The sequence below is a fragment of the Pararhizobium polonicum genome, from assembly GCF_001687365.1.
In the GTDB taxonomy this organism is placed as follows: domain Bacteria; phylum Pseudomonadota; class Alphaproteobacteria; order Rhizobiales; family Rhizobiaceae; genus Pararhizobium; species Pararhizobium polonicum.
In genome coordinates, this window is record NZ_LGLV01000021.1 from 65,392 (window position 1) to 78,933 (window position 13,542).

Consider the following 13,542-nt stretch of genomic DNA (forward strand, 5'->3'; position numbering starts at 1 on the left):
CCATGTCCGGGACCTCGATGACCACACGCGCATGGCTCCTGATGCTGCCATTGCTCGCCGTCATGATCGCGGTCATCGGCTGGCCGCTTGCCGATACGATCGGGCTTTCGTTCACCGATGCCAAGCTTGTCGGCACGGCCGGGAACTTCGTCGGCATCGACAATTACGTGAAGACGATTTCCGGATCGAATTTCCAGCGCACGCTCATCACCACCACGCAATTTGCCGTCATCTCCGTCTTTGCCGAAATGGTCCTCGGCGTGCTCGCCGCCCTTCTTCTCAATCAGAAATTTTACGGCCGCACCCTGCTGCGCGGGCTGATGATCCTGCCCTGGGCGCTGCCGACCGTGGTCAATGCGACGCTCTGGCGGCTGATCTACAATCCGGAATATGGCGCGCTGAACGCGGCGCTGACGCAGATCGGCATGCTCGATGCCTACCGCTCGTGGCTGGGAGAACCCGGCACGGCGCTGGCCTCGCTGATCGTTGCCGATTGCTGGAAGAATTTTCCGCTGGTGGCGCTGATCGCGCTTGCCGCGTTGCAGGCCGTGCCGCGCGATATCACCGCCGCGTCGCTGGTCGATGGTGCCGGTCCGTTCGCGCGCTTTCGCTTTGTCATCCTGCCCTATCTTGCTGGTCCGCTGGTGGTGGCGCTGGTGCTGCGCACGATCGAGGCGTTCAAGGTGTTCGATATCATCTGGGTGATGACCCGGGGCGGGCCGGCCAACAGCACGCGCACCTTGTCGATCCTCGTCTATCAGGAGGCGTTCTCCTTCCAGAGAGCCGGATCGGGCGCATCGCTCGCGCTGATCGTCACGCTTCTGGTGGCCGTGCTGGCCGCCGCCTATGCGGCGCTCGTGCGGCGGAGCGCGGGGAGTACGGCCTGATGGAACGCCGCAGTTTTGTCTTCTCGTTCTTCATCCACGCCTGCGCGCTGCTGCTTGCCGCCGTCATCCTGGCGCCGCTTCTGTGGCTGTTCGTCATGAGCATCTCGCCGGCGGCCGATCTAACGGCCAAGCCGCTGAGCTGGTGGCCGCGGACGATGGATTTCTCGCGCTATGGCGTGCTGCTTTCCAGTGTCGAGAACAGTGCGGGCGCGGCCTTCGTCGCGTCGCTGGTCAACAGCATCGTTGTTGCCGGTATGGCGACTGTCGCGGCGCTGGCCCTTGCCATTCCGGCGGCCTGGGCCGTGTCGCGCACGCCGTCGATCGGCTGGTCGCTCTATATGGTGATCGCCACCTACATGCTGCCGCCGGTGGCATTGGCGGTGCCGCTTTATTTCGGCCTGTCGCATCTTGGCCTGCTCAACAACGTCTTCGGGCTGGCGCTGGTCTATCTCACCATTCTGGCCCCCTTCACCACCTGGCTGATGAAATCCGGCTTCGATGCCATCCCCAGGGAGATCGAGGCGGCGGCGATGATGGACGGTGCCGGGCTGTTTGCGACGCTGCGGATCATTACCCTGCCGCTGGCAGCCCCCGTGATGGCGACTTCGGCGCTGTTTGCCTTCCTGCTGGCCTGGGATGAATTTTTCTATGCGCTGCTGTTTACCTCCGACCTGCGCGCCAAGACGCTGACCGTCGCCATCGCCGATCTCGCCGGTGGCCGTGTTTCCGATTATGGACTGATCGCAACCGCGGGCGTGCTTGCCGCCCTGCCGCCCGTGGTGATCGGCCTTGTCATGCAACGAGCCCTGATTTCCGGGCTCACCAGCGGCGGCGTCAAGGGGTGACCATGACTGTTTCACAAGACAACCGACCGGCCGGGCTTCTGGCCATCGATCGCGAAATGGCGCGGCAGAATGCCGATGCCATCGCTTCCTTCCATGACAATGCCGAACGGGCGGCAGTCGTTGCCGCCTCGCTGCGGGAAAACGGACAGGTGCTGCTGCTCGGCATGGGCGGCTCGCACGCGGTCAACCGGGCGGTCGAACCGCTGTACCGGGATCTTGGCATAGAGGCGATCGCGGTGACCTTGTCCGAGCAACTCAGCGCGCCGCTTTCGATCCATGGGCGTACTGTTCTCATCACGTCGCAATCCGGCGAAAGCGCCGAGGTGATCCGCTGGTTTTCCGAAACCGGCGGCACGGAGGACACGTTTGGCCTGACGCTGGAGGGTGGCTCGTCTCTGGCGCGGTCCGCTCCCTCCCTGGTCGGGGCAGGCGGCACGGAGCTGGCTTTTGCGGCAACGCGCAGCCTGACCGTGAGCTTCGCGTTGCATCTGGCGATCTTGTCGGCGCTTGGCGCGGCGCCCGAGCCGGCACTGGCTGTCCTGAAGACGCCGGTCTCCACCGATATTGCCCCGTCGCTGGCCGCCTTCGCGGATGTTGCAACCATCGTCACCTCGGGCCGCCGCCTGCAGGGGCTTGCCGAAGCGCTGGCGCTCGGGCTGACGGAGCTGTCGCGCTATCCCTGCTTTTCGCTGGAAGGGGGTCAGCTTCGGCATGGGCCGATGGAGATGCTGGGGCCGAAGATCGGGGTGGTTCTATTTCGCGGGGATGATGCGACGGCTGGTCTCGTCACGGTGATGGCGGAGTCGGTAGTGGAGACGGGGGCTCCCGTGGTCATTTTCGACGCATCGGGCAAGGCGCCCGTCGCGGGGGCGACGACGCTGACTTTTTCGCCCGCGACGGGTCTTGCCGCTGTTTTTTCGATGCTGCCGGTTGCCCAGCGCTTGATGATCGCCTTTGCCGAGGCCCGCGTCGAGAATGCCGGTACGCCGGTGCGTTCCACCAAGATCACCCGGAGCGAATGAGATGCGTCCGCTTGCGGTGATCGGAAACGTCAATGTCGACCTGATCCTCGGGCCGGCGGAGCCCTGGCCGAAGGCCGGCACGGAGATCATTGTCGATCACGACGAATTGCGGGTCGGTGGCTCGGCGGGAAACGCGGCCCTTGCCTGGGGCGCGCTCGGCGTCGATTTCGCCATCGCCGCCAATACCGGTACCGACGAGTTCGGCCGCTGGCTGCGCGAATCCTTCGCTCACCGCGCTGAAAAATGGCCGATCCGCCCCGAGGGAACGACGCTCTCGGTCGGCATCACCCATCCGGACGGCGAGCGGACATTCTTCACCACGCGCGGACATCTGCCGCGTTTGTCGCTGGCCGATGTGCTTGCGGTTCTGGACGGTTCGCGCCTTTCGGGTGGCTTTGCATTGCTTTGCGGCTCTTTCCTCACCGACGATCTGGTGCGCGATTATCCCGCCCTGTTCGACTGGGCCGATAGTCACGGCATCACGCTGGCGCTCGATACCGGCTGGCCGCTCGATGGCTGGACGGAGGCGAACCGGCAGGCGACGCGCGGCTGGCTGTCGCGCTGTGGCTGCGCGCTTTTGAACGAGGTGGAATCAACAACGCTTTCCGGCCTGTCCGATCCGGTCGAGGCGGCGCGCGACATTCGGCGCCACATGCCGGATGGCGCTGTCGTCGTCGTCAAGCGCGGTCCCGAGGGGGCAATCGCCATTGGCGCCGATGGCACGCTGGTTTCCGCAGCCGCGCCTGCCGTGGAGGTTGTCGATACGATTGGCGCCGGTGACGTCTTCAACGCTGCATTTCTGGCAGCACTTGCCGATGGCAAGCCGCTTGCCGATTGCCTCAACGCGGGTACCGCTGTCGCCTCGCGGGCCATTTCCACACTTCCCCGCAGCTATGGCGGCCTGCTATCGGCCGCAACCGGAGAGGCCGCATCGTGAGCGCGCTCGAGATTGAGAATATCCGCAAGACCTATGGCACGGTCGAAACGCTGAAGGGCATCGACATCTCGCTGGAGAGCGGCGAATTCCTGGTCCTGCTCGGGTCGTCTGGCTGCGGCAAGTCGACCCTGCTCAATATCATTGCCGGGCTGGCCGAGGCATCGGGCGGCGACATCAGGATCGGCGGGCGTTCGATCCTCGGCGTGCATCCCAAGGACCGCGACATCGCCATGGTCTTCCAGTCCTATGCGCTCTATCCGAACCTGTCGGTTCACCGCAACATCGGCTTCGGGCTGGAAATGCGTAAGGTTCCGGCCGCCGAGCGGGAAAGGGCGGTGCTGGAGACGGCGAAACTGCTGCAGATCGAGAACCTGCTGGATCGCAAGCCGGGCCAGCTTTCCGGCGGCCAGCGCCAGCGTGTGGCAATCGGCCGGGCGCTGGTCCGCAAGCCGCAGGTCTTCCTTTTCGACGAGCCGCTGTCCAATCTGGACGCCAAGCTGCGCATGGAGACGCGCACAGAACTGAAACGCCTGCACCAGATGCTCGGCACGACGATCGTCTATGTCACCCACGACCAGATCGAGGCGATGACGCTGGCAACCCGCATCGCGGTGATGCGCAACGGCCGGATCGAGCAGCTCGGCACGCCGGAAGAGGTCTATGACCATCCGGCCACGCTCTATGTCGCCGGTTTCGTCGGCTCGCCGCCGATGAACGTGCTGGATGGGGTGGTAACGGGCGAGGGGCTGCGGCTGGACGGATCCGGCCAGATCATCGCCTTGCCCGCACGTTTGAACGGCGCGGCCTTGCCGGGCCGGCGCGTCAAGATCGGTGTCCGCCCGGAAGCGTTGCGGCTTGCCGCAGGCGAGACGGGACAGCCGGCGCTTGAGGTCGAGATCGAGGTTGTCGAATTGACCGGGCCGGAGCTGGTGGTGACGGGCCGGGTGAGCGGACAGCGGGTGACCGCCTGCCTGCCGCCGCGCACGAAGCTGACGGTCGGCATGAAGCAGGTCTTTTCGTTCGACGAGGATGCGCTGCATCTGTTCGATGCCGAAACGGAACTGGCGCTGGGTTGACGGTCTTTCGACAAATCGCGTCTTCCAGCCGTTTCCATCGCCGGTTCGATGCTTTAAAACCACGTCTTCATGAAGATCGCTTTCTATTCGCCATTGAAATCCCCCAACCATCCCGTTCCTTCCGGAGACCGGCTGATGGCGCGTCTGCTCATGACGGCGCTGGCGCGGGCAGGGCATCAGGTGGAGATTGCGTCGGAGCTGCGGGCCTTCCTGCCTGACGCTTCGGCCTCCGCGGTCGAGGCAGTGTCGGCTGCGGCCGAAGCGGAGAGGGGGCGGCTATCGGCGCTCTGGAGGGAGACCGGCAGGCCGGATGCCTGGTTCTGCTATCATCCCTATTACAAGGCGCCGGATCTGATCGGGCCGCCGCTCGCCCGCGCATTCGGCATGGATTATGTCACCGCCGAAGCATCCTACTCCGCCCGGCGCAACACCGGGCTGTGGGTAGAATTGCAGCAGCATGTGCTGGACGCGGTGACGTTGGCCGCGGTGAATATCTGCCTGACGCGGCGGGATCTGGACGGACTTGCGGCCGCGGCGCCCGATGCGCAACTGGCCTTGCTCGCCCCCTTCATCGACCCCACCCTGATGCTTGCGCGACAACCCGCGCCGGAGCCCGGGCGGCTGATCGCCGTGGCGATGATGCGCTCCGGCGACAAGATGCAGAGCTATGTGATGCTGGCCGAGGCCCTGTCACGATTGACGCATCTGCCCTGGCAGTTGTCGGTGGTCGGCGATGGTCCGCGCGCTGCCGAGGTGAGGGCGCTGTTTGCCGGCTTCGACGAGGGCCGGATCATCTGGCATGGCGAAAAATCCGCGGATGACATCGCCGGTCTCCTGTCGCGTTCGGCGCTCTATGTCTGGCCCGGCTGCGGCGAGGCCTATGGTCTTGCCTATCTCGAGGCGCAGGCCGCAGGCTTGCCGGTGGTGGCGCAGGCGATTGCCGGGGTGCCGGAAGTGGTGGCGCAGGGGCGAACGGGCCTGCTGACGCCGCCCGGCGATATCGATGCCTATGCGCAGGCGATCGAGCGGCTTTTGACGCAACATGAGGAGCGTACAGCCCTTGCCCGCGCGGCAAGACCCTTTGCAAGCGAGGAACGTTCGCTCGACCGGGCGGCGGAACGGCTGGGCGCCATCCTCGATGAACATCTGAAACGGGCACGATAACATGGACGATTTCGAACGGACGATTGTCGAAGCGCTGGATCGCTGGCAGCGGGCGGGCAAGGTCGCGCGCTTCTGGCTGCGCGACGACGATGCTGTCGAGCCGAGCGTACCGCTCGACCGGTTGCTGGAGATAACGGGCGCATTTTCCGTGCCGCTGACGCTGGCGGTCATTCCGGCCCATACGGGCGAAGCGCTTGCGCAGAGACTGCGGCCGGAGCCCTTGTGCGCGGTTGCCGTTCATGGCTGGTCACATACGAACCATGCGGGCGCCGACGGGAAGAAGCAGGAGCTTGGCCGGCACCGGCCGGCTGACGCGGTGCTGGGCGAATTGCGCGCCGGTTTTACGCATCTGGCCGGACTGTACACGCAACAGTTCGTGCCGATGCTCGTGCCGCCGTGGAACCGGATCGATGCAGGGCTTGTGCCGCATCTGGCAGGGCTCGGCTATCAGGCCCTGTCGGTCTACGGCCCGGAAAAGCAGGCGGCGCTGCCGCTGGTCAATACGCATGTGGATGTGATGGACTGGCACGGGACGCGGGGCGGGCGGGATCGCCAGGCCCTGGCCGTCGAGATCGCGGCGCGGCTGGAGCAGATGTTCGAACAGGGCGGAGCGATGGGGTTGTTGACCCACCATCTGGTGCATGACGCCGCCGTCTGGGATTTCATGAAGGCTCTGTTCGCGGTCACCGCGCGCCATCCCGCATGCCGCTGGAGCCCGGTTGCCGATATCCTGCGGGAGCAGTTCGTTCAGGTTTAAAGCTGAAGAAGAATGCCGGCCTTCAGAGGTCGATCACCTGGCCGTCGCGGGCGGTGAAGGCGCCGCCGAATTCGCGGGATGCCAGCTGCTGGATGGTGTCGAGCTCGGCGTCGGTGCGCAGCGGCGAATGGTGGATGAAGGCCACCTGCTTGGCTTTGGCGGTTTTGGCGAGGCGGATGGCCTGCTGCCAGGAGGAGTGGCCGTAGCCGACATGGCGATGCATTTCGGCGTCGGTATACATACAATCGTAGAGAAAAAGATCAGCACCCTCGATGAGGTCGAGCACCGCGGGATCGAGCGTGCCCGGCTTGTGCTCGGTATCCGTGACCAGCGCGACCGCGCGGCCGCCCCATTCGACCCGGTAGCCGATCGCTCCGCCCGGATGGTTGAGGCTGCCGGTCCTGACGGCCACGTCCGGATAGGGAACGAGCACGTCGCCGGAGCGGAAATCGCGACAGTTGATCGAGGCCCGGCAGATGTCCGCCTCGACGGGAAACCACGGCGGGCGCATGAATTCGCCGATCATCTGGCGCGTGGACATGCGGCCGGCGAGATGCCCGGACCACAGCGTCACCGATGCATGCGGATCGAACAGCGCCGGCAGATAGGGCAGGCCGACGATATGGTCATAGTGGCAGTGGGTGAAGAACAGGTTGAAATCGGAGACGCCTTCGGACTTGAGCGCCTGACCGGCCGGCAGCAGTCCGGAGCCGGCATCGAACAACAGCCTATGGGATCCGCATTGCATCTCGATGCAGATGGTGTTGCCGCCATAGCTCTGGAATTCGGCCCCCGAGACCGGGAGGCTGCCACGCACTCCCCATAACCGTACCCGAAACACGTTATCGTTCACTCTCTCGCCTCAGTCACGGATCGCAATCCCCGCTTTCCGTCTGCAACTGTCCCACTTGATCATTAAGGTCGTCTTTTAAGGCAGGCTTGGTTAACCAAGTCCCATTTCAGCCATGTTAGCCAAACTGCCTGGGTTAAGCGAGACTCGAATTCGCTTTTTCTTTTCATCTGTGCCAGAGACGAAAGGAAACGAATCCGGTTTGAACGTGCAGACGGAAAACATTGACAGTATGCCTTCCTCCCAGCATCCGCGCATTGCGGTCATCGCCGATGCGCATTTTCATGATCTCTACGCCGATTACGGCTTTGCCGGTATCGCGCAAGGTGATCACCGGCTGACGTTCCGGCTGCTGGCCGATACGGCCCGTTCGACGCGTGTCTTCAACGAAAGCTACTTCGCCTTCCATCATGCGCTCGACGAGATCGCTGACAGCGGTATCCGCCATGTGGTGCTGCTCGGCGATTATTCCGATGACGGGCAGGTGGAAACGGTCATCGGCGTGAAGCGGGTGCTGGACGACTACGCGGCACGCTTCGGCATGCGGTTTTATGCCACCGTCGGCAATCACGACATTTTCGGTGCTGCCGGCCGGCATCGGGCCAAGCGGTTCCTGAACGAAGATGGCAGCTACAGCATTCTCAGCAGCGATCCGCATGTGCGCGACCGTGGTGCCCATGCGGTTGTCGCCAGCGAACGGATGTATTGCCAGGGATATCCGGATGGGCTCGATGCCATGGCGGACTTCGGCTTTTACCCGCGCCCAGATGACCTTCACTGGGAAACGCCATTCGGCATGGATGGCGATCCGGCGGCGCGGTTATATGAGGTGCGCTCGCCGGACGGGTTGATCACGCGGACGTTGATGGATGCTTCCTACCTGGTCGAGCCTTTTCTCGGCGTCTGGCTGCTGATGATCGATGCCAATGTCTTTGTGCCCGTCGATGGTGTGGTGCCGGGCGAGGCCGGTGATCTCACTGACAGCACCAGCGCCGGCTGGAACGCGATGCTGACACACAAGCGGTTCGTTCTCGACTGGATGAAGGACGTCGCCGGGCGTGCCCGACGGGACGGCAAGACCTTGCTGGCATTTTCGCATTATCCCGTTCTCGATCCGCTCGACGCGACGGTCGATGACGAGATTACCTTGCTGGGCCGCACGGGCATGGCCGAGCGCATCCCCGGCACAGGCGTTGCCGAGGCGTTGATCGAGGCGGGGATCGATGTTCATTTCAGCGGGCATCTTCATGTCAACGATACCGCGCGGTATGGCCGCGGCGGCCGTTTCCTCATCAATGTCGCCATGCCGTCGCTCGTTGCCTTTCCCGGTGCCTACAAGGTGATCACCATCGGCGAGCAGCACCTCGCTATCGAGACTGTCGGGATCGATGCCATGCCGCTCCATGCCGATTTGCGGCAGGGCTATGACCGGGAGATCGTGCCGTCGCGGCTGGACGCCGGAGGCATGCTGGATGTCGATGACTACGGCGGTTTCCTGTTCGAGCATCTTGGCCATCTGGTCGGGCGGCGCTACCTCAAGCGCGAGTGGCCGAAGGACATCACGGCGATGATCCGCAGCTTCGATCTTGCCGATCTGGCCGCACTGGCGCTGATGGACGAACCGGTGGCGACCATGGATGCGATCGACGCGGTTGCCGCCGCCCGCAACGATGCGGATCTGCAGCAACGGCTGGCGCGTGTGGGGGTTGAGGCTACACGGCTCTCCGGCACCTCTGCGCTGGCGTTCCTGGCCGACTGGTACCGGTTGCGGATGGGAAGCGAACTGGCATTCGACTGGATCGATCAGGAGCGGATGGCGGCGTACCGGACGGTCGGGCAGCTTTTCGCGGCTGGCGACTGGAGCAATGCGGCATCGGCGCAGGCGCAGTTTGCCCTGATCTTCCGGATGTTCGAGAAATACGCTTCCGGTCTGCCGTCCGGCAATTTCAGCATCGATCGGACGACGGGGACGATCCGGCGGATTGATCCGGGTTCGGACGTGACAAACAGCGCGCAGCCGTGAGTTGATCTAAAGCGGCTGGCGTTTTACCGCCGCAGGCTATTCGGCCTTGCGCGCGCGGCTGCGGGCTTCGGACAGCTCGCTGGTCGTGTGACTCAGTCGGTCGGCCAGCACGCGCATGATCTCGATGGTGATCTCCGGGAAATCGGTCAGCAGCTTGAGGAAATGTTCCTTACGGATGCGCAGGGCCTCCAGCGCCGTCGTCGTCTGCACGGTGGCGGTTCGCGAGACGTCGCAGAGGATGGCGATCTCGCCGACGATGGAATTGGTCTCGACTTCGGCGATCTTGATCGGGCCTGTCGAAGAATCGACCAGGATATCCGCCTTGCCGGCCAGGACGACATAAGCCGCATCGCCGATGTCTCCCTGATGGAAGAGGGCTTCGCCGGGATTGTAACTCACACGGTCGGACGTGAACGCGAGCAGCTTCAGCTTTCCCGGTTCGACATTCGAAAACAGCGGCACCCGCCGCAGCATTTGAACTTCATCCTTCAGAAGCATGTCCGTGCCCATTCCCCATTCTCCTCCTTCCTGGATCAGGCACCGGTGACGGTCACCGGTGCTCTCATCTGGAAGGGTGTCCCTGCCTGCATCCCGCCGCACGCATGGACTTTGCCTTTAACATTATGATGACACAAGCTCCTTAAAGATACCGTTATTCTCAACCAGTGCCTCATGGGTTCCTTCCTCCACCAGAAAGCCCCTGTCGAAGACCAGGACACGATCGAACAGGCTTGAAAGACCGGTGTTCGAAAGTACCCAGATGACAGCGGGATCGCGCCCGTCGCGGCGCACGAGCTTCAGGGCGTCGCGGACGATTTCTTCCTGAAGACGATGGTCGAGGCCAGGCAGCGGCCGGTTGAAGATATAATAATCCGAACGGCGCACCAGTGCACGCGCCAGATTGAGCTTCTGCCGCTGCACGGAGGTCAGGCGTTTGCCGCCGGCGCCGAGATTGAAATCCAGGCCGATATCGATCACCCGTTCCAGCAGACCGAGCGAGTTCAAAAGCGAGCTGACGATCGAGCGGATGCGCTTGGAGCCGTCCGAATGCTTGTGGCTGATGCGGCCGAACAGGATGTTGTCCATCAGGCTCGCCGACGCCAGATAGTGTTCGGGGTCGTAGCGTTCGATATCGCCGTGCATGCTCTCCGGCAGTCCGTCATGGAACTGGCGGCGGACATCGACGATCGTCGCCATCAGCTCGGGGGTCAGGAGGCCGAAACGATGCCGTGGCTCGATATAGCGGAAGCTCAGGCGGATGAAGGCGCCCCGGTCATCATCGGATGCGCCGTCGAAGCCCTTGCCTTTCAGTTTCTGCAGCAGCAGCTGATATTCGGGAATATCGTCCGCCGTCATGAAGGTGAGCTGCTGGAAGAACGGGTGATCCGGTGGCAGGTCGGCGAACAGCTCGACCGCGTTCTCGGCAATGCTGTAGCCCATGTCGAACATGATGCGGTCGAGGCCGGTGCGTCTGATCACCGAACGGAAATAGACGTTTTTGCCGATGGCCCTGCCGACGAGGGCGGGGCCGGTTGCCGTGCCGAACAACAGGTTTTCGCCGATCGTTGCCTCGGTGTTGTAGGCGCCGGGCTCGAAGGAGACGACGAGGTTGCTCAGGCCTGCCTCTTCCAGCTCGTCGCGCAGGGCGTGGCGCATCGCGACGAGACCTTCGGCAAGGCCGGGATGATCGTCGGGTGATACCGTGCTGCGCAGCGCCAGATCGAGGATATCCTTCGACAGCTGGACGGTATCGAGAACAGAGAGAATCGGGGCGAAAAGGTCGCCTGCATCGGTCGCATTGGCGGCTTCGTAGTCGATCCAGTCGCTGTTGACGTCATAGTCCGGATTGCCGGCCATCTTCGCTTCGTTGATCTGCCATTTGCGGTGGGTGGCACCGGCGCCCTGATAGACGGCACTCTTCAGCGGTGCATGCTTCAGGCCATAGAGCAGGTTGTCGCGCAGGCTTCCGTAGAAGAAGTAGGCATCGGACGAAACATAGGAAATCGCCCGCCCGGTCACGGATTCGGGCAGTTCCAAAAGATCCTCGCCGCCGGCCGTCACTTTTCCGCTTTCCGGCCAGGTGAGGCGCGCAAAGGCTTCGGCCAGCATGTCGCCGCCGCCGGCCGCACCACCGACGATGGCGACCGTCTCGCCCGGATGGATCTGCACGGACACGCGCTCCAGCAGCTTGGCGCCGCTGTCGTCGGCGAGCGACAGGTTGACCGCTGCCAGCGGATGTTTCAGCGAGCCGGCGTTCTTGATGGCGATGGCCTGGATGGCCGGATCGATCGTCTTGTCGACGCTGAACTGCTCGACCACCTGGACATATTTCACCTGGACGTCCTGACGGGTCTGGTCCCAGTCGATGAGGTCCTTCAGCGGGCCGGGCAGGTCCTTGTAGGCACTGATCACGGCAATCAGCTGACCGATGTCGAGACGGCCCTGCAGCGCCAAGTAGCCGCCGATGCAATAGAACAGGAAAGGCGTCAGCTGGGCGAGGAAATTGTTGATGAACTTGACCAGGAATTTCCACTGGTAGAGGTCGTAGCGGATCTTGAAGATATGGCCGAGGCGCGAGGCGATATCCGCGCGCTCGTAGTTGGAGGTGTCATAGGCGTGGATGGTGCCGATGCCGTCGACGATTTCGCTGACGCGTCCGGCAAGCTCGCGGGCGGTGATCTGGCGTTCGCGGCCGAGCACGAGCAGGCGCCGGCGCATGCGCGGAATGATAATGGCCTGAACGCCGACCATGACCGCCGCGATCAGGCCGAGCCAGGCATTCTGCATGAAGATGAAGAACAGGGCCGTCAGCGCCTGTCCGCCGAGCAGCGCCGGCTGGACGAAGGCATCGCCGGTGAAGCCGCCCAACGGCTCGACCTCGTCCTTCACCATGCTGGAGACTTCGGCACCCTTCATGCGTTTGAACTGGCCGGGCGGAAAACGCAGGATCCGGTCGACGAGTTCGAAGCGGATGCGCCGCAGCAGCCGTTCGCCGAGCCGGCCCTTGTAGGTGTTGATGTAGAACTTGAAGAGGCCGTTGATGATCACCAGGACGAGGAACACCATGCTGAGCGCAAACAGCGTCTGCATGCGCGTCAGCTGGACGCCGTCGAAGAGGGAGACGGTGCCCAGCCACGGCAGGTCGAAACTGATGTTCATGAAGGTCTGGGTGGCGCCCGGCTGGTCGAATCCCTGTCCCTGGATCGGTCCGTTGACGATCTGCTTGGGCAGGTCGAAGGACAGGAAATAGGGTATCATCGAGACGGCGACGACCAGCAGAATCCAGAGCTGATGGCCTCGGGTATGGGTCCAGATGTAACGGGCGATGCTTTTTTCCATGGGCGGATTCAACTAGCCGAATAGCGGGTGTCGAGGACGTAGAACTGCCTGGCGGCATAGGGCGTGCCGGCGATCTCCGGGTCGTGCAGATGAAGATCGAACTGTCCCCTGACCGTCACTGACGGGCGGCTGATGATATGGGGAACCTGTGACGCGGCACGCTCCAGCTCGGGCGCATATTCGATGACGACGGTCTTCGCATTGTCGATCAGCGAAAACAGCAGATCGCCGAGAGGGTCCTTGCGGCCGAAGGGTTTCAGCGAATAGCCGAGCAGTACGAGGCCGTAGCTTCCCGGCTGATAGTGATAGTCGATCTGCTGGAACTTGGCGGTTATATGCCGCACATGGCACGGACGGCCGTTCAGCTCGGCCGCTTCGTAAGCCTCGGTCTTCGGATCGACGGATGTCACCGAGAGCGGATGGTGGGTGAGGTAAGGGGTGATGGGCCGGATATGGCCGCCGATTTCCAGGATATGCGGGCAGTCGCGCATGAAATGGGCGGCGAAGACCTGCCGCATGGTCGCGCCAAGTCCTGCAAGATGCGGGATATCCTTCCCGGCCTCCTGTGGCGGCGCAACGGAGGCGGCATCCTTCAGATTGACTTGCATTCCTTGCACTCCAGAAAAGTCCAGACTACAACAC

At 63.3% G+C, this 13,542-nt stretch carries 12 protein-coding genes; 8 read left to right on the top strand and 4 right to left on the bottom strand.

What is annotated here, in order from left to right:
• Positions 1-2 precede the first annotated feature (2 nt).
• The 7 genes from ADU59_RS27650 to ADU59_RS27680 all read left to right on the top strand — a co-directional run bounded on the left by ADU59_RS27650 (position 3) and on the right by ADU59_RS27680 (position 6,688).
• Positions 3-887 (top strand): carbohydrate ABC transporter permease, encoded by an 885-nt coding sequence (locus ADU59_RS27650; protein WP_068958744.1) that lies wholly within the window; start codon positions 3-5, stop codon positions 885-887.
• Positions 887-1,732, top strand: coding sequence for a carbohydrate ABC transporter permease (locus tag ADU59_RS27655; protein WP_068958746.1), 846 nt, complete (start codon positions 887-889; stop codon positions 1,730-1,732). Before ADU59_RS27650 ends, ADU59_RS27655 begins: the two co-directional genes overlap by 1 nt.
• A gap of 2 nt (positions 1,733-1,734) precedes the next feature.
• Positions 1,735-2,754: an SIS domain-containing protein gene (locus ADU59_RS27660; RefSeq protein WP_425332063.1), complete on the top strand. Its 1,020-nt coding sequence runs from the start codon at positions 1,735-1,737 to the stop codon at positions 2,752-2,754.
• Between the two features lies 1 nt (position 2,755).
• The gene (locus ADU59_RS27665) at positions 2,756-3,691 is read left to right on the top strand and encodes a PfkB family carbohydrate kinase (protein ID WP_068958749.1); all 936 of its coding nucleotides are present in this window, start codon (positions 2,756-2,758) and stop codon (positions 3,689-3,691) included.
• Positions 3,688-4,767 carry an ABC transporter ATP-binding protein gene (locus ADU59_RS27670; RefSeq protein ID WP_068958751.1) on the top strand — a complete coding sequence of 360 codons (1,080 nt, stop codon included), beginning with the start codon at positions 3,688-3,690 and terminating at the stop codon, positions 4,765-4,767. The genes ADU59_RS27665 and ADU59_RS27670 overlap by 4 nt, the downstream gene beginning before the upstream one ends.
• Positions 4,768-4,836: 69 nt before the next feature.
• Entirely contained in the window at positions 4,837-5,931 is a 1,095-nt protein-coding gene (locus ADU59_RS27675) for a glycosyltransferase family 4 protein (RefSeq protein ID WP_068958753.1), read from the top strand.
• A 1-nt stretch (position 5,932) separates the two neighbouring features.
• On the top strand, positions 5,933-6,688 hold the full coding sequence (locus ADU59_RS27680) for a polysaccharide deacetylase family protein (protein WP_068958755.1): 756 nt from the start codon (positions 5,933-5,935) through the stop codon (positions 6,686-6,688).
• Positions 6,689-6,710: 22 nt separating this feature from the next.
• On the opposite strand, the gene ADU59_RS27685 is transcribed toward ADU59_RS27680, so the two are convergent.
• The gene (locus tag ADU59_RS27685; RefSeq protein WP_068958757.1) at positions 6,711-7,541 is read right to left on the bottom strand and encodes an MBL fold metallo-hydrolase; all 831 of its coding nucleotides are present in this window, start codon (positions 7,539-7,541) and stop codon (positions 6,711-6,713) included.
• 229 nt (positions 7,542-7,770) lie between these two features.
• Here ADU59_RS27685 and ADU59_RS27690 point away from each other — a divergent pair, with 229 nt between their 5' ends.
• Entirely contained in the window at positions 7,771-9,561 is a 1,791-nt protein-coding gene (locus tag ADU59_RS27690) for a metallophosphoesterase family protein (RefSeq protein ID WP_158515774.1), read from the top strand.
• 36 nt (positions 9,562-9,597) lie between these two features.
• On the opposite strand, the gene ADU59_RS27695 is transcribed toward ADU59_RS27690, so the two are convergent.
• From ADU59_RS27695 to ADU59_RS27705, 3 genes are all read right to left on the bottom strand, one after another.
• Entirely contained in the window at positions 9,598-10,059 is a 462-nt protein-coding gene (locus ADU59_RS27695) for a cyclic nucleotide-binding domain-containing protein (RefSeq protein WP_068958839.1), read from the bottom strand.
• A gap of 123 nt (positions 10,060-10,182) precedes the next feature.
• Positions 10,183-12,900 carry an ABC transporter transmembrane domain-containing protein gene (locus ADU59_RS27700; RefSeq protein WP_068958761.1) on the bottom strand — a complete coding sequence of 906 codons (2,718 nt, stop codon included), beginning with the start codon at positions 12,898-12,900 and terminating at the stop codon, positions 10,183-10,185.
• A gap of 8 nt (positions 12,901-12,908) precedes the next feature.
• Positions 12,909-13,508, bottom strand: a complete 600-nt coding sequence (locus tag ADU59_RS27705; RefSeq protein ID WP_068958763.1) for a hypothetical protein — start codon at positions 13,506-13,508, stop codon at positions 12,909-12,911.
• Positions 13,509-13,542 lie beyond the last annotated feature (34 nt).

Bases quoted from the DNA above. Each gene is read 5' to 3' on its own strand.
- ADU59_RS27650 (WP_068958744.1), top strand. From the start codon at position 3: ATGTCCGGGACCTCGATGACCACACGCGCATGGCTCCTGATGCTGCCA.
- ADU59_RS27655 (WP_068958746.1), top strand. From the start codon at position 887: ATGGAACGCCGCAGTTTTGTCTTCTCGTTCTTCATCCACGCCTGCGCG.
- ADU59_RS27660 (WP_425332063.1), top strand. From the start codon at position 1,735: ATGACTGTTTCACAAGACAACCGACCGGCCGGGCTTCTGGCCATCGAT.
- ADU59_RS27665 (WP_068958749.1), top strand. From the start codon at position 2,756: ATGCGTCCGCTTGCGGTGATCGGAAACGTCAATGTCGACCTGATCCTC.
- ADU59_RS27675 (WP_068958753.1), top strand. From the start codon at position 4,837: ATGAAGATCGCTTTCTATTCGCCATTGAAATCCCCCAACCATCCCGTT.
- ADU59_RS27680 (WP_068958755.1), top strand. From the start codon at position 5,933: ATGGACGATTTCGAACGGACGATTGTCGAAGCGCTGGATCGCTGGCAG.
- ADU59_RS27690 (WP_158515774.1), top strand. From the start codon at position 7,771: ATGCCTTCCTCCCAGCATCCGCGCATTGCGGTCATCGCCGATGCGCAT.
- ADU59_RS27695 (WP_068958839.1), bottom strand. From the start codon at position 10,059: ATGCTTCTGAAGGATGAAGTTCAAATGCTGCGGCGGGTGCCGCTGTTT.
- ADU59_RS27700 (WP_068958761.1), bottom strand. From the start codon at position 12,900: ATGGAAAAAAGCATCGCCCGTTACATCTGGACCCATACCCGAGGCCAT.
- ADU59_RS27705 (WP_068958763.1), bottom strand. From the start codon at position 13,508: ATGCAAGTCAATCTGAAGGATGCCGCCTCCGTTGCGCCGCCACAGGAG.